A 20,500-nucleotide genomic window follows, 5' to 3' on the forward strand; every position below is an offset into this window, starting at 1 on the left:
CGCACCCGTCCCTGTCGTGATGTCGTCCAGCCCGCTCAGCCGACGAGCGCGTCGGGCTTCCCCTTGCTGCGCGGCCGTTCCTCGACCATTTTGCCCCACACGATCATTCGGTACGTACTCGTGAATTCCGGCGTGCAGGTCGTCAGCGTGATGTACCTGCCCGGGCCGGTGAAGCCGGAACCCGTGGGCACCTCGTCGATCACGGCCACGTTGGACGGCGACGTCTGCGGAAGGATGCTGGTCATCTCGTACGTGTAGTAGGCGTCCTGCGTCTCCACCACGATCGGATCGCCCGGCTTCAGCTTGTTGATGTAGCGGAAGGGCTCACCGTGGGTGTTGCGGTGCCCCGCCACCGCGAAGTTGCCCTGCTTCTCCGACGGCATCGCGGTCTTCAGCTTGCCCTCGCCGTAGTGGCCGACCATGCCGCGGTCGAGGACCTTCTCCTTGCTGATGCCCTCGGCGATCGGCGCGACCACGTCCAGCTTGGGGATGTGCATGATGGCGAAGCCCTGGCCGGGTTCGAAGGCCCCGGGGCTGCGCGCGCCGTTCGCCCAGTCGTCCTGGATCTTGCTGGTCTCGCGGCCGGCGATCTGGTCGGCGCGGACGTTCGTCCACCACAGCTGGTACGTGACGAACAGGAGCATCAGCACGCCGAAGGTGATGAACACTTCGCCGATGACCCGGCTGGCGACCACGGCCGGACTGTCCTTGGCGGCACGGGCCGCGCGCCGGGCCTCCAGGCGGGTCATCGGGGCCGCCGGCGCCGCCGCCTCAGGCTCAGTCGCGCGGCGGGGCTCGGCCCGCCGTCTCCCGCGCCCCTTGGCCGCCCGCCGGCGCTCGGCCCGGCCGCCCGTCGGCGACGGTTCGGAGGCCGCGGACTCCGAGGTGCCGGATCCGGCCGTGCCCGACGCGCGCCGCGTATCGGCGGTCCGCAGAGCGACGGTCTCGTCGTTCAGGACCGGCAGGACATCGGTGGCAGCCTCCGCGGGCTCGTGCCGGACCGCGTGCTCCACACGCGCCACGGGCTCGTGCCGGACGGGCTCCACCGGCACCACCGGCTCGGCCTGCGCCTCGACCGGGGCCTGGACGGGCCCCGGTTCGGACGCCGTACGCGCCGGCGGAGGCCCACCGTGGCCGGATATGACCGCCGTCCCCTGCACGGTGCCCGAGGCAGGAGCCGCTCCCGGCCCCTGCTGCCCGTACCAGTCCCTCCGGTAGCCCTCCGGGTCGTACCACTCGCTCGGGGGCTCCGTGGGTCCCTGAGCCGCCGTACGGGGCGTCTGTGGCGCCCCGTCATCGGTCTGCGCGCCCTCCGCCCGGAACCAGGGCGAGGTGTGCCCTCCCGGCAGCGGATCGTTCGACGGGTCCGCGAACTGTCCCGGCAAGGGATCGTTCAGCGGGTCCGCGAGCTGATCCACCGCCGCCTCGAACGTGCCGTCGGGCTCGTACGCTCCCTGCGCGTACGGGCCGTCCTGCCCGGCGTCGGGGCGGAGTGAGGTCACGCGGCGGCCTTGCCCACCACCGGGGCGAGCCCCGCCGATCTCTCGACCGCGCCCGCGTCGCCGCACTGCTCGAGCCAGTTGGCGAGCATCAGGTGGCCGTGCTCCGTGAGCACCGACTCGGGGTGGAACTGCACGCCCTCCACCGCGTGTTCGCGGTGGCGCAGCCCCATGATGATGCCGTCGGCGGTACGCGCGGTGACCTCGAGCTCGGGCGGGACCGTCGCCGGTTCGGCGGCGAGCGAGTGGTACCGCGTCGCGGTGAACGGGGAGGGCAGACCGGCGAACACGCCCTTGCCCTCGTGCAGGACGAGGGAGGTCTTGCCGTGCAGCAGCTCCGGCGCCCGGTCCACCACACCGCCGTACGCGACGGCCATCGACTGCATCCCCAGGCAGACGCCGAAGACCGGGACCCCGCTCGCCGCGCAGTGGTGCACCATCTCCACGCAGACGCCGGCCTGCTCGGGAGTGCCGGGCCCGGGGGACAGCAGGACCCCGTCGAAGCCGTCACCCGCGTGCGCCGTGGTCACCTCGTCGTTGCGGACCACCTCGCACTCGGCGCCGAGCTGGTAGAGGTACTGGACGAGGTTGAAGACGAAGCTGTCGTAGTTGTCGACGACGAGAATGCGCGCGCTCACTGGCCGGCCCCCGCTCCGCCGGCGCCTTCGCCGTCCACCGTCACATCACCGAACGGGAGCAGCGGCTCCGCCCAGGGGAAGACGTACTGGAAGAGCGCGTAGACAACGGCCAGGACCAGCACGAGCGAGATGAAGCCCCGCACCCATGCGTTGCCCGGCAGATGCCGCCAGATCCAGCCGTACATGCTGTTGCCTCCATTCGGTACGGCACCAGACTAAACGGCCGGGGCACAGACGTGGGTCAGCTGTGGAAAGCCGCTTGCCGGGGCGTCCGTCACAGTCCCGCGTGCGGCTCCCGTGGGCCGCCGGCCGGCGGGCCGGCGGGGCTACTCCACAGGCTGTGCGTAGTGGAGGTCGACCGTGCCCGAGTAGCCGGGGAGCGTCAGCTTGTCGTCCTCCTCGACCTTCCATCCCAGCCCGTACGCCTTGACGTACAGCTGGTAGTTCTGGATCGCCGTGGAGTTGTCCAGCGCCTGCTTCAGCTTCCCCCGGTCGCCGACGGCGGTGACCTTGTACGGAGGGGAGTAGACCCGCCCCTGGAGGATCAGGGTGTTGCCGACGCAGCGCACGGCGCTGGTGGAGATCAGCCGCTGGTCCATCACCTGGATCCCGCGCGCCCCGCCCTGCCAGAGGGCGTTGACGACGGCCTGCAGGTCCTGCTGGTGGATGACCAGGTCGTTGGGCTGAGGATCCGGGTACCCGGGGTTGGCCGTGGCGTTCGCCGGAGCATCGTTCAGCGTGACGGAGAGCGCCTCCCCGGTGATCTCCGTGGTCCCCGCGGCCTTCTCCAGCGCGTCGAGCTTCGCGTCCTCGGCGCGGGTGCTCCCGTCGTCGCGGCGGGCGAGGGTGTCGATGTCCGCGCGCACGGAGGCGGTCGACTCGTCCAGCTCCGCGTTCTTCTCGCTGCGCTGCTGGATGAGGTCGGAGAGCTTCAGCAGGGAGGAGTCGGTCCGGATATCGGTGCCCTTGGCCGTATTGGCACTGGTGACGAAGATCAGTCCGGCCAGCGCGAAGACGGCAGCCGTGAGGACCTGGACCGGCCGACGGGACATGCGCCGGGCAGGGTCGCGAGGAGAGTCGGCAGAATTGCTCAACGTACCCTTATCTCCTTAGGCGCCACGGAAGCACTACGCTAACGGACGCCCCGGGGAGGCAGCATTCCCCCTCGCGCCCCGGCGCCAGCCACAAGATCACTGCGCGGTCACGCAGCGCATCGACAGGAGAGTCCCTCGTGCCGAAGTCACGTATCCGCAAGAAGGCAGACTTCACGCCTCCGCCGGCGAAGCAGTCGACGAGCATAAAGCTGACCAACCGCAGCTGGGTGGCGCCGGTGATGCTGGCGCTCTTCCTGATCGGTCTGGCCTGGATCGTGGTCTTCTACGTCACCGAGGGCGACCTGCCGATCGACGCTCTCGGCAACTGGAACATCGTGGTGGGCTTCGGCTTCATCGCCGGTGGCTTCGGCGTCTCCACTCAGTGGAAGTAGCTCTGCCCTGAAGTTACCCACAGAGTTATCCACAGGTAGGGGAAAAGGTCTGACGATCTGTGGATAACTTCCCTCGAAGTTGACGCCGGTGTGACTACACACTTGCGCATCGCGCGAGGGTACGCCCCTTGTCCTGACTGGAAAAACCCAGTTCAGCGACAAGGGGCACACCTGTTCCCCACGTCATGCACAAGATCCGGCACCCTCTGTGGACAACCACAACCCCGGAGCAACGGATTCCGCTCAGGTGAGTGCCGCGGTCCTGAGGACGACGATCAGCACGACCGCCAGAAGGACCAGCCCGCAGGCGCCGTACTGCACGAGATTCCGGCGCTCCCGCGGCGCGTGGACCATGGCGATCGCGATCAGCGCGCCGGCCACCAGTCCACCGACATGCGCCTGCCAGGAGATCCCGCTCCAGGTGAAGGTGAAGACCAGGTTCACCACGAGGAGCGCGATCACCGGCCGCATGTCGTAGTTCATCCGGCGCATCAGCACGGCGGTGGCCCCCAGCAGGCCGAAGACGGCACCCGACGCACCGAGCGTCCCCTGCCCGGGGGCGGAGAGCCAGTAGGCGAGCGCGCTGCCGGCGAGTCCCGAGAGCAGGTAGAGCGCCAGATAGCGGACCCTGCCGAGCGCGGCTTCCAACGGCCCGCCGAGCCACCACAGCCCCAGCATGTTGAACGCGATGTGCAGCACCTCCTGGTGGAGGAACATCGACGTCAGCAGCCGGTACCACTGGCCCTCCGCCACGCCTTCGACGCCGGCCGACGGATCGCCCGTGTAGGCCCGGCCGAACAGCAGCAGATCGTCGAGCAGCGGGCGGCCGGCGACCGAGACCGCGATGAAGACGGCGAGATTGACGCCGATCAGGATCTTGGTGACCAGCCGGGGATCGGCGGCCACGCTTCCGCCCGCCAGGGTCCGCGGCCGGTTCGCCGCGGGGTGGTGGCCCGTACCGGAACCTTCGCGGACGCACTCCGGGCAGTGGAAGCCCACCGACGCCTCGATCATGCAGTCCGTGCAGATCGGTCTGTCGCACCGCGTGCAGCGGATTCCCGTCTCCCTGTCCGGGTGCCGGTAGCACGTGGGAGGCCCGCCCGCGGCCGCGGACCCGTCCTGGTCTTGCGGCGGCTGCTGGTCCATCGGTCACGGCCCCTTCGGTCCTCGTCCGTGCGGGGGCAGACATGCGACCGCCCCGCTCGCCCGTTATGTAGCAGTACGGACGAGCAGGGCGGTTGGTTCCCGCGGGGTTCGTCGCTCAGCGCGTCTCGATGACGACCGACTCGATCACCACGTCCTGGAGCGGACGGTCGGTGCGCGGATTGGTCGGGGCGGCGGCGATCGCGTCCACGACCCTCCTGCCCGCCTCGTCGGCGACCTCGCCGAAGATCGTGTGCTTCCCGGTCAGCCAGGCCGTGGGCGAGACGGTCACGAAGAACTGCGACCCGTTGGTGCCCGGCCCGGCATTGGCCATCGCCAGCACGTACGGCTTGTCGAACGCGAGGTCGGGGTGGAACTCGTCGGCGAACTCGTACCCGGGGCCGCCCGTGCCGTTGCCCAGCGGGTCACCGCCCTGAATCATGAATCCGCTGATCACACGGTGGAAGACAGTGCCGTCGTACAGCTTGTCGGTGGACTTCCGGCCGGTCCCCGGGTTGGTCCACTCCCGCCCGCCCTCGGCGAGCTCGACGAAGTTCTTGACCGTCCTGGGTGCGTGGTTCGGCAGCAGCCGGATCTCGATGTCGCCCAGGTTGGTCTTCAAAGTGGCGTAAAGCTGCTCGGCCACGGTCTGCCTTCCGTAAGTCTTCGCTGATGCCCACCGATCCTCGCACGGGGCCGCCTTTCCACAGCGTGGTCACAGCGCCGGGACGGGCGGCACTCACCTCGTTGCCCGCTTTCCTGCACCTTTCCCACACTTCCTGCGGGATAAATGCGGCCAACTGCCCGACGACACGGAGCGCGTCGGCACGAACCGTGGCATCGTCGGCGGGAACGCTCCCCTTGCACCGTATTGACCGAGAATGACGTTCATGACCCGGATGCCCGTCCCGCATGGCGCGCCAGGCGCCGGCGGGCATGATTTCGAGTTGGGTGGATAGGCGGAGTACCTACCCGCCACCAATGAGGAGGATCCCGTGACCCGCATCGACAGCGTGCGCGCCGCAACCTACTCGGCGAAGGACAGCGCGCAGCACGCCGCGGAAGTGGTGGCGCCTTACGCCGACACGGCCAAGGAACAGGCCACGCACTACGCGAACGAGGCTCGCGCACGGCTCGCGCCCAAGGTGTCGAAGGCAGCCGCGCAGGCCCGCGTCCAGTACGGCGCACATCTCGCCCCCCGTATCGAGCAGGCCCTGACCCATGTGCCCCCCAAGGTCGACGAGGCCGCGCAGCGGGCCGCCGTCCGGACGCGCAGTGCCGCGCGCACCGCGGCGGACTACACCGTTCCGCGCGTCGAGCACGCCGTGGCGGCGACCCGCCCCATGGCCGAGGAGGCCACCGCTCGCAGCACCGCGGCGCTGGCCGCCCTCCGTGGCCAGGTGACGGCCAAGGAGATCCAGAAGCTCGTCAGGAAGCACGAGCGCCGGGCCAGGGCGGGCCGGGCGGCCAAGGGGTTCCTCGTCCTGGGCCTCCTGGCCGGCGGAGCCTTCGCCGCCTGGAAGTGGTGGGACAAGCAGGCCAACCCGGACTGGCTGGTCGAGCCTCCCGCCCCCACCGAGGTCTCCGACGACCGCGCGCCCCTGACCTCGGTCGACGGCAGCGGCTCGACCGTTCTCGACCCCGAGGTCCGCGCCAAGCAGGACGAGAACGAGGCGGGGACGGACACGTCGGAAGGCGACGAGCGCCGCTGACCCGCATCGCCGGGGAATGACGCCGAAGAGGGGCGCCGGAGGACCTCACAGTCCTCCGGCGCCCCTCTTCCCGTGTCTGCGGGCGCCGACGAAGAAGTCCCTCCGCCCCGCGTTTCCGCGGGACGGAGGGACTTTCGGGATGTGGAGCCTAGGAGATTCGAACTCCTGACATCTGCCTTGCAAAGGCAGCGCTCTACCAACTGAGCTAAGGCCCCGAAAACCGGACATCGCACGACATAACCATGCCGCGATGTCCGTCGCAGAACAGAGTACCGGGTGACCCCCCGGATCCTGCAAAAGGATTGGGGCTCCCGGCCCGGAACGGCTCTCCGTAAGATGCACGAGGAGGTTCGCAGCAGCGAAGCCGCAGCGAAGGGGAGACGCAATGGACGCAGCGCAGCAAGAGGCGACGGCTAGAGCCCGGGAGCTCCAGCGCAGCTGGTACGGAGAGCCGCTGGGGGCGCTCTTCCGCAGGCTGATCGACGATCTCGGCCTCAACCAGGCACGCCTCGCGGCGGTGCTCGGGCTGTCGGCGCCCATGCTCTCCCAGCTGATGAGCGGGCAGCGGGCGAAGATCGGCAATCCCGCGGTCGTCCAGCGGGTCCAGGCGCTCCAGGAGCTCGCCGGCCAGGTGGCGGACGGAAGCGTCAGCGCGGGGGAGGCCACCGACCGGATGGAGGAGATCAAGAAGTCGCAGGGCGGATCGGTCCTGACCAACACCGGCCAGACCTCCACCACGGGCGGTGCCCCCACCGTGCGGCGCGTGGTCCGGGAGATCCAGTCGCTGCTGCGGTCGGTCGCGGCGGCCGGCGACATCATCGATGCGGCCGACTCCCTCGCCCCGGCCCATCCCGAACTGGCAGAGTTCCTCAAGGTGTACGGAGCGGGACGCACCGCGGACGCGGTCGCGCACTACGAAGGCCACCAGAGCTAGTAGGGGCCCGAGCCCCGGGGCCACCCCCGGGGCGGCCGAGCCGTGGCAGTATCCCGACAGCCGGGGCACGAACCGAAACGGGAACGGGAGCGGGCGCAGCGCAATGGGTGAGGTCTTCGCTGGTCGGTACGAGCTGGTCGATCCGATCGGGCGTGGTGGGGTCGGCGCCGTCTGGCGCGCGTGGGACCACCGGCGCCGCCGTTACGTGGCCGCCAAGGTCCTGCAGCAGAGCGACGCGCACACGTTGCTGCGCTTCGTCCGCGAGCAGGCCCTGCGGATCGAGCACCCGCACGTCCTCGCCCCGGCCAGCTGGGCCGCCGACGACGACAAGGTCCTGTTCACCATGGACCTGGTCAGCGGCGGTTCGCTGGCCCATGTCATCGGCGACTACGGCCCGTTGCCCCCGCGGTTCGTCTGTCTCCTGCTCGACCAGCTGCTCTCCGGGCTCTCCACGGTGCACGCCGAGGGGGTCGTCCACCGCGACATCAAGCCGGCCAACATCCTGATGGAGGCCACGGGTACGGGCCGGCCGCATCTGCGGCTCTCCGACTTCGGCATCTCGATGCGCAAGGGCGAGCCACGGCTGACGGAGACCAACTACGTGGTGGGCACGCCCGGTTACTTCGCGCCCGAGCAGATGATGGGGGCGGAGCCCGATTTCCCGGCGGACCTGTTCGCCGTCGGCCTCGTCGCGCTCTATCTCCTGCAGGGCCGCAAGCCGGACGCCAAGGCGCTCATCGAGTACTTCGCCGCGCACGGCACCCCGAGCGCGCCCCAGGGCGTGCCGGAGCCCCTGTGGCAGGTCCTCGCCGGTCTGCTGCAGCCCGACCCGCACGCCCGTTTCCGTACGGCCACGGGGGCGCGCAAGGCGCTGACGGCTGCGGTCGAGATGCTGCCGGAGCCCGGTCCGGACGACGAGCGGGTCGAGGTCTTCGACCAGATCGGCCCGCTGCCCGCCGGCTTCGGCCCCGACGGGCCCGCCACCGGTCCCGAGACACCCGGCCACGGGCCGCAGACGCCCGCTCAGGCCGCCAACTCCGCGCCGCCCGCCCCTCAGTCGTCGCAGCAGCCGTACGCCCCGCAGGACCCCGGACAGCAGCCCTACACGGCTCCGCAGGGCACGCCGGGGCAGCAGCCCTACACGGCTCCGCAGGCAACGCCGGGGCAGCAGCCGTACGCGCCGCCGCCCTCGTCGATGTCGGAGACGGGCAGCTTCCATCTCGCGCCCCCGCCCGCGCAGGTCCCCCACCCCGCGCAGCCGCAGGCCCCGCTCCCGGCCCACGCCGGGCCCCCCTACGCCTCCGACGCGTCCCCGGACCTCGCCCAGGCCCCCACGGCCGCGGTGCCGTACGGAACGGCGCCCACCCGCGCCTACACCGCCCAGCACCCGCAGGCCCCGCAGGCCCCGCAGCACCCGCAGAACACGGCACCGCCCGTACCGCACCCGCGGCCGGTCCCCGCGAAGCGGCCGGGACCGTCCCCGAAGGTGGCGGTCCCGGTGCTGGTGGTGGCGCTGATCTGCTTCGCGGTGGGGATCTGGGCGCTCACCCAGGCCTGAGCCCCTACCAGGCCTGCGGCGGACCCCCGAGCGGCGGCTGCCCGCCCGCGCCCGGCGGCACGGCGGCGGGAACGGCCCGGCGCCTGGCCAGCAGCACCCACACGCCGAGCCCCAGCACCAGCACGGAGCCCGTACCGATACCCGCCGCGGCGACCATCTTCATCGTGTCGCTCTCACCGGCCGCCGGCGCGCTCAGACCGCTCCTGGCCATGTCCCGGTCGTCGTCCGTGACTCCGAAGATCCCGGCGGCCCCCTGGTAGGGCGACGCCTTGCTGTCGTTGACGACCTTCACCTTGAGCGTCAACCCGAGCGGCCCGTCCCCGTAGTGCTCGGCGACCTCGGGCGAGAGCGTCACCGACAGGTAGTACCAGCCCGCGAAGCGCATGGCGCTGACGTCGGCACCGGCGTCGTAGCGGTTCTCGTACGCCACCGGGGGAAGCGGGTCCAGGGCCACCGAGTTGGGCGCTCCGGAGTACGACAGCGTCGCGTCGTCCACATGGCCGTGCGCCGGGTTGTCCAGGGCCAGCGCCAGGGCGTTGCCGAGATACTCCGTCGACTTGGCGCTGTTGCTCAGGGCGGCCGTGGCGAAGAGCTGCTGACCCCAGTCCACGGGGACCCGGTAGAAGCGGGTCTGCCCGGGCGCGATGGTGTCCACCCATTCACCGGTGTCCAGGCTGGTGGCGTCGTAGAAACCGCTGCCGCCGGTCCGCTTCTGCTTGCCGGCGGGCGGTGTCGGCGAGGCGGAGGGCCAGTTCTCCGGGGCCTCGGTCGGCATCGACTTCTTGTCCTTCAGCGCCGGCTCGTTCTCGAAGCGCAGCTCCAGGTCCCAGTCCTCGGGCGACGACGTCGCCTTGCTCTCCCGCTCGACCAGCACGTTGTAGGTGCCGCTCGCCGCGCACGTGGTGCTGTCCTTCTCCACCGTCCGCTGGGCGTACGCGGCGATCGGGCGGGGGAACTCCGCCGACGCGAAGTCCGCGTCCTCGGAGCTGCACCGGGTGTCGTCGAGGTCCCTGATGCTGATCGTGATGCCGTCCCCGTAGGCGACCTTCCCGCCGGCCTTCGGCACCGCCACGGCGGAGACGTACGCGTCCGTCCTGTCGTCGAGCTCCAGCCGGTAGTAGAGCTTCTGCCCCCGCCCGATGGAACTCCGGTAGACCGAACCCGGCTTCAGCTCCGCCGCGTCGGCGTTGGTCTCCGCGCCCTCGACCGTCGTCGCCGCCGGGTCGAAGGTGTACGCCGCAGGGCCGTCGGCCGCGTGCGCCTGCCCCGGCAGCGCCGCCACCGCGCACACCGCCGCGACCGTCGCGAGCGTCACCCGGCCTCTGTTGCGCTGCCTGTTCACGCGCTCCCCCTCGTCGTCCTCGTACCTGCCCGGCGCCGGCTGCGTACGAGCAGGAGACCGGCGGCCGGGGCGGCCACGGCGCCCGCTCCACCGGCGACCGCGATGCCGGTCCATCCTGCCCCGCCCGTACCACCGCTGTCTGCGGCCCCCGGCGTATCGCCGTCGTCGCCCGCCTTCTCACCGGGCGATCTCGGCGGACCCGCGCTTCTCCCTCACGAAGACTTCACCAAAGCAACCAAGTGATTCGCTTCGGTGAACCAGCGGATGTGGCCGCCACCTGGGCGGCGGATCCCCTGGCCGCGGTTCCGGGCAGCAGAAAGCCCCGGCCGCTCGGCGACCGGGGCTTGTAGCAGACTGTTCCGTCTCACACACCTGAACCTGCGGGCACGGAGTCGGTCGCCTCCGTCCACAGATCCTGCTCGGCGCGATCCGCCTGGATCTGGCGGTACACGAGGAGCCCGCCGATGGCGGCCAGTGCGACCAGGAGAAGCTTCTTCACCGCGCGACCTCGTCTTTCCTTGACGTAAGGGACTTCTGGCGCCCGACTATACACACCGGCCGATACCGATCGGTGACCTCCCCGGCACCCGCACACCACCCCTCCCGGACCCCTTTCGAGGTCCCCCGGCACCCCCCGGGACGGCTTTTTCGGGCCGGTTGAACCATAAGAGTGGTGTTCATCGGAAGATCGGCGCACCGGGGGCGTCGGTCCCGGTTTCCAGGGCCCGGATCCACATCATCGGAAAGGTAAGCAAACCGGACCACCTGAAAGCGAGGGGCCATGAGCACCTTCAGGGTCAAGAGCATCTGGACCGCCTTCATCACCGCCTTCTTCGCGCTTCTCGCGTCGCTGGGCCTCGCCACCGCCCAGGCCACGGCCGCGGAGCCGACCGTCACGAGCCACGAGCACACGGGTGCGAACCCGGCAACCGCGACCACGCCGTCGGTGCGATGGACCCTTCCGCGTGACAGGGCGCTGCCACCCACGATGAAGCAGCGCATCCGTGCCGAGGCCCACGGCTCCTCGCCCGCCACCCGCCAGCTGTCCGCCGACACCACGGACGCCGCGCACCCGACGGACGGTGCCCGCTCCGCCCACAGCGCCACACCGGCCGGGGACTCGGCCCCGCTGCCACCCTGACGGCGCCGCTGACGCCACCCAGGCCCCTGGTCCGGTTCACACCGGCGGGGGCCTTTTCCGTGCCTCCGTACGCGCCCCTGCCGAAGCCGGTCAGGAGAGGGCCGCCTCCGGGGCGGCCCGGAGGAGCCCGGCCTCGCTCGTGGGTCGTGACGGGGCGCCCCGGCTCTCTCCCCGAGCGCCCGGATCACGGCCGGGCCCTCGGGGTCGCGTCACACCCGCCGGCCCGAGGCCGCGTCACATCCGCCGGCCCACGGCTTCTCCCGGACATGCAGAAGGCCCCCCACCGTCTCCGGTGAGGGGCCTTCGTGCTGGTGGGGCTAACAGGATTTGAACCTGTGGCCTCATCCTTATCAGGGATGCGCTCTAACCAACTGAGCTATAGCCCCGCCGCGCTGTTGCGCTGACTTCTGAAGATTAGCGCACGTCGGGGCCAGTCCCAAAATCGATACCCGGCGCCCTACTCGTCCTCGGCGAGAGTGAGCTCCACACCGCCCACGAAGCCGGCCGACAGGTTGTAGATGAACGCGCCCAGCGTCGCCAGCGCGGTGGCCAGCACCACGTCGATCACCGCGATGACCGAGGTGAAGATGAGCACGCGCGGCAGCGACAGGAACGACTGCAGATCGAAGCCGTTGCTCTCGTTCGAGCCGGTGGCCTCGCTGATCGTGCCGCCGACCGTCTCGAAGACGCCCATCGCGTCCATCACCATCCACAGGACGGCGGCCGCGACCACCGTGCAGATGCCCAGCGCGATGGAGAGCAGGAAGCTGACCTTCATCACCGACCACGGATCGGCCTTGGCCACCCGCAGTCGCGCCTTACGGGTACGCGGAGTCGTCCGCGCCCCGGTCCGGGGCAGCCGGGTCGCCTGCGTACCGCCGACGCCCTGTACACCGCCCTGGGTGCCGCCGCCCTGCGTACCGCCCGCGGGGGACTGGTACGCCTGCGGCGGGTGGTAGGGACCCGCCTGCCCCGCCGCGGGCTCACGCTCGCCGGGCAACGGCCCGGTCGCGTATCCCTCGTACTGCGGCTGAGGTCCCCGAGTGTCCGTCACAGTGCCCCCTTGGGAGTCCGTGGCAGGGCCACGGGCGCCGTGCGCGCCTGCTCCGGAAGCGGCCGAACCGGCGCCCGTGGCTCCACTCACGCTCTACTCCTCGTGCTCCCCGGCCGAAGGCGCCGTGCCTTCGGCTGTGCCCTCGTCCACGATCGCGGCATCGGCCTCGACCGTGGCGCCTTCGGCCTCATCGGTCCCGTCGACCTCTTCGGCCTCACGACCGGCCTCGGCGTTGCGCGCGATGCCGACGACGGCATCACGCTTGCCCAGATTGATCAGTTGGACGCCCATGGTGTCACGGCCCGTCTCCCTGACTTCATTGACTCGCGTACGAATCACACCACCGCCGAGCGTGATGGCGAGGATCTCGTCCGCTTCCTCCACCACCAGCGCGCCGACGAGCGAGCCCCGGTCCTCGACGATCTTGGCGGCCTTGATGCCCAGACCGCCACGGCCCTGGACGCGGTACTCGTCGACCGCGGTCCGCTTCGCGTACCCGCCGTCGGTGGCAGTGAACACGAACGTACCGGGCCGGACAACATTCATCGAGAGCAGTTCGTCGCCCTCGCGGAAACTCATGCCCTTCACGCCCGACGTCGCGCGGCCCATCGGGCGCAGTGCGTCGTCGGTCGCGGTGAACCTGATCGACTGGGCCTTCCTGCTGACGAGCAGCAGGTCGTCCTCGGCCGACACCAGCTCGGCGCCGATCAGTTCGTCGTCGCTGCCGTCCTGGGTCTCCCTCAGGTTGATCGCGATGACACCGCCCGACCGCGGGGAGTCGTAGTCCTTCAGCGCGGTCTTCTTCACCAGACCGCCCTTCGTGGCCAGGATCAGATAGGGCGCGGCCTCGTAGTCGCGGATCGCCAGGATCTGCGCGATCTGCTCGTCCGGCTGGAACGCCAGGAGGTTCGCGACGTGCTGGCCGCGCGCGTCCCGGCCGGCGTCCGGCAGCTCGTACGCCTTGGCCCGGTAGACCCGGCCCTTGTTCGTGAAGAAGAGCAGCCAGTGGTGCGTCGTCGACACGAAGAAGTGGTCGACGATGTCGTCTTCCCTGAGCTTCGTGCCCCGCACGCCCTTGCCGCCGCGCTTCTGCGAGCGGTAGTCGTCCGTCTTGGTGCGCTTGACGTAACCGCCGCGCGAGATCGTGACGACGATGTCTTCCTCGGCGATGAGGTCCTCGATCGACATGTCGCCGTCGAAGGGGACCAGCTTGGAGCGCCGGTCGTCGCCGAACTTCTCGACGAGCGCCGCCAGCTCCTCGCTGACGATCTGACGCTGCTTCGCGGGCGAGGCCAGGATCTCGTTGTACTCGTTGATCTTCGCCTGGAGCTCGTCGTGCTCGGCGGTGATCTTCTGGTGCTCCAGCGCGGCCAGACGGCGCAGCTGCATCTCCAGGATCGCGTTCGCCTGGATCTCGTCGATCTCCAGCAGGCCCATCAGGCCCTCACGCGCGATCTCCACGGTGTTGCTGCGGCGGATGAGCGCGATGACCTCTTCGATCGCGTTCAGCGCCTTGAGCAGACCGCGCAGGATGTGCGCCCGCTCCTCGGCCTTGCGCAGCCGGAACTTCGTGCGCCGGACGATGACCTCGATCTGGTGCGTCACCCAGTGCCGGATGAACGCGTCGATCGACAGCGTGCGCGGCACCCCGTCGACGAGCGCGAGCATGTTCGCGCCGAAGTTCGACTGCAGGTCGGTGTGCTTGTACAGGTTGTTGAGCACGACCTTGGCGACGGCGTCACGCTTGAGCACGACGACCAGCCGCTGGCCTGTACGCGAGGACGTCTCGTCCCGGACGTCCGCGATGCCGCCGACCTTGCCGTCCTTGACCAGGTCGGCGATCTTCTGCGCGAGGTTGTCCGGGTTGGTCTGGTACGGGAGCTCCGTGACGACCAGGCACTGACGGCCCTGGATCTCCTCGACCGCGACGACCGCGCGCATCGTGATGGAGCCGCGCCCGGTGCGGTACGCCTCCTCGATGCCCTTACGGCCCACGACCAGCGCGCCGGTCGGGAAGTCCGGGCCCTTGATCCGCTCGATGAGGGCGTCCAGCAGCTCCTCGTGCGAGGCGTCCGGGTGCTCCAGGTACCACTGGGCGCCGGCCGCGACCTCGCGGAGGTTGTGCGGCGGGATGTTGGTCGCCATACCGACCGCGATGCCCGCGGAACCGTTCACCAGGAGGTTCGGGAACCGCGCCGGCAGAACCGTCGGCTCCTGGTTGCGGCCGTCGTAGTTGTCCTGGAAGTCGACGGTCTCCTCGTCGATGTCCCGGACCATCTCCATGGACAGCGGCATCATCTTGCACTCGGTGTACCGCATGGCGGCGGCCGGGTCGTTGCCCGGGGAACCGAAGTTGCCGTTGGAGTCCACCAGCGGCATGCGCATCGACCAGTGCTGCGCCAGTCGCACGAGCGCGTCGTAGATCGAGGAGTCGCCGTGCGGGTGGTACGTACCCATGACGTCACCGACGACGCGGGCGCACTTGTAGAAGCCCTTCTCGGGCCGGTAGCCACCGTCGTACATCGCGTACAGCACCCGGCGGTGGACGGGCTTCAGACCGTCCCGCACGTCGGGCAGCGCACGCGACACGATGACGGACATCGCGTAGTCGAGGTAGGAGCGCTGCATCTCCGTCTCGAGCCCGACGGGCTCGACACGCATGCCCACGCCCGGGACGGCGGGCTCCTCTTCGGGCATCACAGGGGTGTTCTCGTCGGCCATTGCTGGTCAAAGTCCTTTCGAGCTGCGGCTGCGGCTTGCTTGTACGGCCGACTCAGATGTCGAGGAAGCGGACGTCCTTGGCGTTGCGCTGGATGAACGAGCGCCGCGCCTCGACGTCCTCACCCATCAGCACCGAGAACAGGTCGTCGGCCTGCGCCGCGTCGTCCAGCGTGACCTGGCCCAGCACACGGTGGTCGACGTCCATCGTGGTGACGCGCAGCTCCTCGGCGTTCATCTCACCGAGACCCTTGAAGCGCTGGATCGAGTCTTCCTTGATCCGCTTGCCGTTCTGCTTGCCGAGCGCCACCAGGGCGTCCCGCTCACGGTCCGAGTACGCGTACTCGAAGTCGTCACGGCCCCACTTGATCTTGTAGAGCGGCGGGCGCGACAGATACACGTGACCGGACTCGACCAGCGGCCGCATGAAGCGGAACAGGAAGGTCAGCAGCAGGGTGTTGATGTGCTGGCCGTCGACGTCGGCGTCCGCCATCAGAATGATCTTGTGATAGCGGAGCTTCTCGATGTCGAAGTCCTCGTGGACCCCGGTGCCGAAGGCCGAGATCAGCGCCTGGACCTCGGTGTTCTGCAGGATCTTGTCGATCCGCGCCTTCTCGACGTTCAGGATCTTGCCCCGGATCGGCAGGATGGCCTGGTACATCGGGTTACGGCCGGACTTCGCCGAACCACCGGCGGAGTCACCCTCGACGATGAAGATCTCGCACTTCGTCGGGTCGTTGGACTGGCAGTCGCTCAGCTTGCCGGGCAGCGAGGCGCTCTCCAGGAGCCCCTTGCGCCGCGTCAGGTCACGGGCCTTGCGGGCCGCCACACGGGCCGTGGACGCCGCGATGCCCTTGCGGATGATGTCGGCGGCCTCGTTGGGGTTCCGGTCGAACCAGTCCGTCAGCTGCTCGTGGACGACCTTCTGGACGAAGGTCTTCGCCTCGGTGTTGCCCAGCTTGGTCTTCGTCTGGCCCTCGAACTGGGGCTCGCCCAGCTTCACCGAGATGATCGCCGTCAGGCCCTCGCGGACGTCCTCACCGGTGAGGTTGTCGTCCTTCTCGCGCAGCAGCTTCTTGTCGCGCGCGTAGCGGTTGACCAGCGAGGTCAGCGCCGCGCGGAAGCCCTCCTCGTGCGTACCGCCCTCATGCGTGTGGATCGCGTTGGCGAAGGAGTAGACGCCCTCGGTGTACTGCGTGTTCCACTGCATGGCGATCTCGACCGAGAGGAGGCGCTCCTTGTCCTCGGCCTCGATGTCGATCACCGACTGGTGGATCAGCTCTCCCTTGCGGGAGTTGAGGTACTTGACGAAGTCGACGATGCCGTTCTCGTAGTGGTACGTGACCGTACGGGTCGACTCCTCGTCGGGGACGTCGACCACCTCGGCGCTGTCGGCGCCCGCCGTGGCCTTCGCCGCCGCCCGCTCGTCGGTGAGCTTGAGGGTGAGCCCCTTGTTGAGGAACGCCATCTCCTGGAAGCGGCGCGAGAGGGTCTCGAAGGAGTAGTCGGTGGTCTCGAAGACGTCTCCGTCGGCCCAGAAGGTGACGGTCGTCCCCGTCTCCTCGGTGGCCTCGTGACGGGCCAGCGGGGCGGTCGGGACACCGAGCTTGTAGTCCTGGGTCCAGCGGTAGCCGTCCGTCTTGACCTCGACGGCCACGCGCGTGGACAGCGCGTTGACGACGGAGACGCCGACGCCGTGCAGACCGCCGGAGACGGCGTAGCCGCCGCCGCCGAACTTGCCGCCGGCGTGCAGCACGGTGAGGACGACCTCGACGGCCGGCTTGCCCTCGGACGGCACGATGCCGACCGGGATACCGCGACCGTTGTCGATCACACGCACCCCGCCGTCGGCGAGGATCGTGACGTCGATGGTGTCCGCGTGCCCGGCCATGGCCTCGTCGACCGAGTTGTCGACAACCTCTTGCACGAGGTGGTGGAGACCGCGCTCACCGGTCGACCCGATGTACATACCGGGTCGCTTGCGGACCGCGTCCAGGCCTTCGAGCACGGTGATCGCGCTGGCGTCGTACGAGGCGGTGACCTCGCCGGGCTCACCGGCTGTGGACGGGATGTTCTCGTTGGGGTTGCCGGAATCGGCCACGAAGCGCCCTTTCTGGCACAGCACAGGCCGTTCTCCGGCAGGCGGGAGCGGCTGCGTCGTTCGGCTTGTATCGACGAATCCCGCGAGGAAGCGGGATTGTCCACCAGTCTACCGGTAGCGCCGACATGAATGGGGGTTTGCCGGTGCCTGAGTACGCATGTGCCGCCCTGAATGAGCGGCTGACGACTCCCCATATTCGGGAAGGGGCTCCGGGAGGCTCACGACGGCTTTGCGCGCTTCGGGCTGTCAACCTCCCGCTACGGTGAGGGACGCTCCCCGTTCCGCGCGCAAACCAGATCGCCACACAACGGGACAGACCGGAAACCCTGGACTGTCCGCGAAGCGGGACATACGCGGGTGAACCGCAGCTGAGGCCTTCCTCGGCGCGGGCCGGGGGCCGAAGGCTCCCGATGAGGAAAAGCCCTGCTCAGCCGTAGGTGTCGCCCGGCCCCTTGCTCCCGGGAGTCCGGAGAGGGCCGAATCTGCGCTGCGGACCGCCAGGACCGAGCACCTTGATCATCCGTACGGTGCCCTGGCCCAGATCCGCGTTCAGCCGGGCCACCAGCTGCGGTGCCAGCAGCCGGAGCTGCGTCGCCCACGCCGTCGAGTCGCACTGCACGGTCAGAACCCGCTCGGCCGGGTCCTCGTCGTACCGCACGGGCACACAGTGGTTGGCCAGGTCGTCGCCGACGATCTGCGGCCAGCGGCCCATCACACCGCCGACGGCGGCCGGGGTCTCCCAGCCCCGCTCGGTGATCAGCCGGTTGATCGCCGAACCCAGCGGCAGCGGGTCACGGCCGTCGGATCGGGCCCCCGAACGCAGTCCGCCTCCCCTGCGCGCCTGGTTCTTCTGCTGCGCCGCGGCGCCCCGGGCGCGGGCCTGCTCCTTCGCCGCGCGCAGGGCCACCCGTGCCAGGTCCACACCCGACACCTCCGGCTGCTTCGCCGGTCCCGGGCCGGGACCGCGGCCGGCCGGATCCTGACCGGGGCCGTCCTGTCCGGCCGCGCCGCTCACAGCCGCTCCACCGCTCCGGCGGACACCGCGTACCGGGCGCCCGCCAGCACGCCCGGGACGTCGTCGTCCACGGCCGCCGTCACCAGCACCTGCTCACCGGGGGCCACCAGCTCCGCCAGCCGCTCCCGGCGGCGGGCGTCCAGCTCGGCGAAGACGTCGTCGAGCACCAGCACCGGCTCGTTGCCCTCGGTGCGCAGCAGGTCGTACGAGGCCAGCCGCAGCGCCAAGGCGTACGACCAGGACTCACCGTGGCTCGCGTACCCCTTGGCCGGCATGGAGCGCAGGCCGAGCACCAGGTCGTCCCGGTGCGGGCCGACCAGGGTCACCCCGCGCTCGATCTCCTGCTTGCGCGCCTGGGCCAGGGCCGCCATCACCTGCTCGTACAGCTCCTCGCGGGTGCGCGCGGGCTCCACGTCGGCACCGACCGAGCTGCGGTACTCCAGGGTGACGGGCCCGCCTCCGGGGGCGACGTCCGCGTACGCCTTGTCGGCCAACGGCTGCAGGGTGGCGATCAGATCCAGCCGCTGGGCCAGCAGCTCCGCGCCCACCCGGCCCAGGTGCTGGTCCCAGACGTCCAGGGTGGACAGGTCCATCGACCGGCCGCCGTGCCTGCGGGCCATGGCGGCGGACTTCAGCAGGGTGTTGCGCTGCTTCAGCACCCGCTCGTAGTCGGAGCGCACCCCGGCCATGCGGGGGGACCGCGCCGTGATCAGCTCGTCCAGGAAGCGCCGGCGCTCTCCCGGATCGCCCTTCACCAGGGCCAGGTCCTCCGGGGCGAAGAGCACCGTCCGCACTATCCCCAGGACGTCCCGCGGCCTGACCTGCGACGACCTGTTGATACGGGCCCGGTTGGCGCGGCCCGGATTGAGCTCGAGCTCGATCAGCTGCGAGCGCTCCCCCTGGGTGACCGCGGCCCGTACGACGGCGCGCTCCGCGCCCATGCGGACCAGCGGGGCGTCGGACGACACCCGGTGGCTGCCGAGCGTCGCGAGATAGCCGACCGCCTCCACCAGATTGGTCTTGCCCTGGCCGTTCGCCCCCACGAACGCGGTGACGCCCGGATCGAGAGGGACCTCGACCCGGGCGTACGAGCGGAAATCAGCCAGCGAGAGATGCGTGACGTGCATGGTCGCCGACCCTTCCGACTGCGTGTTCTGCTCTGTGTGCCGCCGTGCCGCGGGCTGTCCGCCCGCGGCGCGCGGGCTACTTCTTGTTCTCGACCGCGTGGCCGCCGAACTGGTTGCGCAGCGCGGCGATCATCTTCATCTGCGGCGAGTCGTCCTGGCGCGAGGCGAAGCGCGCGAACAGGGACGCGGTGATCGCGGGCAGCGGCACCGCGTTGTCGATGGCGGCCTCGACCGTCCACCGGCCCTCGCCCGAGTCCGCGGCGAAGCCACGGAGCTGGTCGAGGTGCTCGTCGTCGTCCAGGGCGTTGACGGCCAGGTCGAGCAGCCAGGAACGGATGACCGTGCCCTCCTGCCAGGAGCGGAAGACCTCGCGCACATCGGTGACGGAGTCGACCTTCTCCAGGAGCTCCCAGCCCTCGGCGTACGCCTGCATCATGGCGTACTCGATGCCGTTGTGGACCATCTTGGCGAAGTGGCCGGCGCCGACCTTGCCCGCGTGGACGGAGCCGAAGTCACCCTCGGGCTTGAGGGCGTCGAAGACCGGCTGGACCTTCTCGACGTTCGCGGTCTCGCCGCCGTACATCAGGGCGTAGCCGTTCTCCAGGCCCCAGACGCCGCCGGAGACACCGCAGTCGACGAAGCCGATGCCCTTGATGCCCAGCTCGACGGCGTGCTTCTCGTCGTCGGTCCAGCGGGAGTTGCCGCCGTCCACGACGACGTCACCCGGGGAGAGCAGCTCGGCCAGCTCGTCGATGGTGGACTGGGTCGCGGCACCGGCCGGGACCATCACCCACACGACGCGCGGACCCTTGAGCTTGCCCACAAGCTCTTCGAGGCTGTGGACATCGGCGACGTCCGGGTTGCGGTCGTAACCGATGACGGTGTGGCCTGCGCGGCGGATGCGCTCGCGCATGTTGCCGCCCATCTTGCCGAGGCCGACGAGACCGAGCTCCATCAGAGATTCCTTTAGCGTTGTGCCGATTCGTACCCAGGACCGAGCCTACGCCCGGCCTGGACAGCACGGCGGGGTGC

19 protein-coding genes and 2 tRNA genes are annotated in these 20,500 nt (G+C 70.0%); 5 read left to right on the forward strand and 16 right to left on the reverse strand.

Annotated elements, in window-relative coordinates; all coding sequences use genetic code 11:
* Positions 1-35 precede the first annotated feature (35 nt).
* The 4 genes from ACZ607_RS26105 to ACZ607_RS26120 all read right to left on the reverse strand — a co-directional run bounded on the left by ACZ607_RS26105 (position 36) and on the right by ACZ607_RS26120 (position 3,189).
* Entirely contained in the window at positions 36-1,502 is a 1,467-nt protein-coding gene (locus tag ACZ607_RS26105) for a class E sortase (RefSeq protein ID WP_469738347.1), read from the reverse strand.
* Positions 1,499-2,137 (reverse strand): aminodeoxychorismate/anthranilate synthase component II, encoded by a 639-nt coding sequence (locus ACZ607_RS26110; RefSeq protein ID WP_469738349.1) that lies wholly within the window; start codon positions 2,135-2,137, stop codon positions 1,499-1,501. The genes ACZ607_RS26105 and ACZ607_RS26110 overlap by 4 nt, the downstream gene beginning before the upstream one ends.
* Positions 2,134-2,322, reverse strand: a complete 189-nt coding sequence (locus tag ACZ607_RS26115; protein WP_469738351.1) for a hypothetical protein — start codon at positions 2,320-2,322, stop codon at positions 2,134-2,136. Before ACZ607_RS26115 ends, ACZ607_RS26110 begins: the two co-directional genes overlap by 4 nt.
* 141 nt (positions 2,323-2,463) lie before the next feature.
* Positions 2,464-3,189, reverse strand: a complete 726-nt coding sequence (locus tag ACZ607_RS26120; protein WP_469738353.1) for a DUF881 domain-containing protein — start codon at positions 3,187-3,189, stop codon at positions 2,464-2,466.
* A 179-nt stretch (positions 3,190-3,368) separates the two neighbouring features.
* Here ACZ607_RS26120 and crgA point away from each other — a divergent pair, with 179 nt between their 5' ends.
* The gene (gene crgA / locus ACZ607_RS26125) at positions 3,369-3,623 is read left to right on the forward strand and encodes a cell division protein CrgA (RefSeq protein WP_031090433.1); all 255 of its coding nucleotides are present in this window, start codon (positions 3,369-3,371) and stop codon (positions 3,621-3,623) included.
* Between the two features lie 243 nt (positions 3,624-3,866).
* On the opposite strand, the gene ACZ607_RS26130 is transcribed toward crgA, so the two are convergent.
* On the reverse strand, positions 3,867-4,769 hold the full coding sequence (locus tag ACZ607_RS26130; RefSeq protein ID WP_469738355.1) for a rhomboid family intramembrane serine protease: 903 nt from the start codon (positions 4,767-4,769) through the stop codon (positions 3,867-3,869).
* Positions 4,770-4,884: 115 nt separating this feature from the next.
* Entirely contained in the window at positions 4,885-5,412 is a 528-nt protein-coding gene (locus tag ACZ607_RS26135) for a peptidylprolyl isomerase (RefSeq protein WP_469738357.1), read from the reverse strand.
* A gap of 349 nt (positions 5,413-5,761) precedes the next feature.
* Here ACZ607_RS26135 and ACZ607_RS26140 point away from each other — a divergent pair, with 349 nt between their 5' ends.
* Positions 5,762-6,478 carry a DUF5324 family protein gene (locus ACZ607_RS26140; RefSeq protein ID WP_469738359.1) on the forward strand — a complete coding sequence of 239 codons (717 nt, stop codon included), beginning with the start codon at positions 5,762-5,764 and terminating at the stop codon, positions 6,476-6,478.
* A gap of 142 nt (positions 6,479-6,620) precedes the next feature.
* On the opposite strand, the gene ACZ607_RS26145 is transcribed toward ACZ607_RS26140, so the two are convergent.
* Positions 6,621-6,693, reverse strand: a tRNA-Ala gene (locus tag ACZ607_RS26145).
* 170 nt (positions 6,694-6,863) lie between these two features.
* On the opposite strand from ACZ607_RS26145, the gene ACZ607_RS26150 reads away from it, so the two are divergent.
* Positions 6,864-7,412 carry a helix-turn-helix domain-containing protein gene (locus tag ACZ607_RS26150; RefSeq protein ID WP_469738361.1) on the forward strand — a complete coding sequence of 183 codons (549 nt, stop codon included), beginning with the start codon at positions 6,864-6,866 and terminating at the stop codon, positions 7,410-7,412.
* Between the two features lie 103 nt (positions 7,413-7,515).
* On the forward strand, positions 7,516-8,970 hold the full coding sequence (locus ACZ607_RS26155) for a serine/threonine protein kinase (protein ID WP_469738363.1): 1,455 nt from the start codon (positions 7,516-7,518) through the stop codon (positions 8,968-8,970).
* 4 nt (positions 8,971-8,974) lie between these two features.
* Here the strand turns inward: ACZ607_RS26155 and ACZ607_RS26160 are convergent, their stop codons facing one another.
* Together ACZ607_RS26160 and ACZ607_RS26165 are read right to left on the reverse strand one after the other, a co-directional pair.
* The gene (locus ACZ607_RS26160) at positions 8,975-10,312 is read right to left on the reverse strand and encodes a hypothetical protein (RefSeq protein WP_469738365.1); all 1,338 of its coding nucleotides are present in this window, start codon (positions 10,310-10,312) and stop codon (positions 8,975-8,977) included.
* 364 nt (positions 10,313-10,676) lie between these two features.
* Positions 10,677-10,811: a DLW-39 family protein gene (locus ACZ607_RS26165; protein WP_003958712.1), complete on the reverse strand. Its 135-nt coding sequence runs from the start codon at positions 10,809-10,811 to the stop codon at positions 10,677-10,679.
* A gap of 282 nt (positions 10,812-11,093) precedes the next feature.
* Here ACZ607_RS26165 and ACZ607_RS26170 point away from each other — a divergent pair, with 282 nt between their 5' ends.
* Entirely contained in the window at positions 11,094-11,453 is a 360-nt protein-coding gene (locus ACZ607_RS26170; RefSeq protein ID WP_099173283.1) for a DUF6344 domain-containing protein, read from the forward strand.
* A gap of 309 nt (positions 11,454-11,762) precedes the next feature.
* Here ACZ607_RS26170 and ACZ607_RS26175 read toward each other — a convergent pair.
* From ACZ607_RS26175 to gnd, 7 genes are all read right to left on the reverse strand, one after another.
* Positions 11,763-11,839 (reverse strand) — tRNA-Ile (locus tag ACZ607_RS26175).
* Positions 11,840-11,910: 71 nt separating this feature from the next.
* The gene (locus ACZ607_RS26180; protein ID WP_099173282.1) at positions 11,911-12,507 is read right to left on the reverse strand and encodes a DUF3566 domain-containing protein; all 597 of its coding nucleotides are present in this window, start codon (positions 12,505-12,507) and stop codon (positions 11,911-11,913) included.
* 93 nt (positions 12,508-12,600) lie between these two features.
* Positions 12,601-15,228, reverse strand: coding sequence for a DNA gyrase subunit A (gene gyrA, locus ACZ607_RS26185; protein ID WP_469738367.1), 2,628 nt, complete (start codon positions 15,226-15,228; stop codon positions 12,601-12,603).
* Between the two features lie 52 nt (positions 15,229-15,280).
* On the reverse strand, positions 15,281-17,350 hold the full coding sequence (gene gyrB / locus ACZ607_RS26190; RefSeq protein WP_469738369.1) for a DNA topoisomerase (ATP-hydrolyzing) subunit B: 2,070 nt from the start codon (positions 17,348-17,350) through the stop codon (positions 15,281-15,283).
* Between the two features lie 403 nt (positions 17,351-17,753).
* Positions 17,754-18,257: a DciA family protein gene (locus ACZ607_RS26195; protein ID WP_469738552.1), complete on the reverse strand. Its 504-nt coding sequence runs from the start codon at positions 18,255-18,257 to the stop codon at positions 17,754-17,756.
* An 80-nt stretch (positions 18,258-18,337) separates the two neighbouring features.
* The gene (gene recF / locus ACZ607_RS26200) at positions 18,338-19,468 is read right to left on the reverse strand and encodes a DNA replication/repair protein RecF (protein ID WP_469738371.1); all 1,131 of its coding nucleotides are present in this window, start codon (positions 19,466-19,468) and stop codon (positions 18,338-18,340) included.
* A gap of 76 nt (positions 19,469-19,544) precedes the next feature.
* Positions 19,545-20,423 (reverse strand): phosphogluconate dehydrogenase (NAD(+)-dependent, decarboxylating), encoded by an 879-nt coding sequence (gene gnd, locus ACZ607_RS26205; RefSeq protein ID WP_383112766.1) that lies wholly within the window; start codon positions 20,421-20,423, stop codon positions 19,545-19,547.
* Positions 20,424-20,500 lie beyond the last annotated feature (77 nt).

The sequence above is a fragment of the Streptomyces sp. NPDC104381 genome (genome assembly GCF_055583745.1).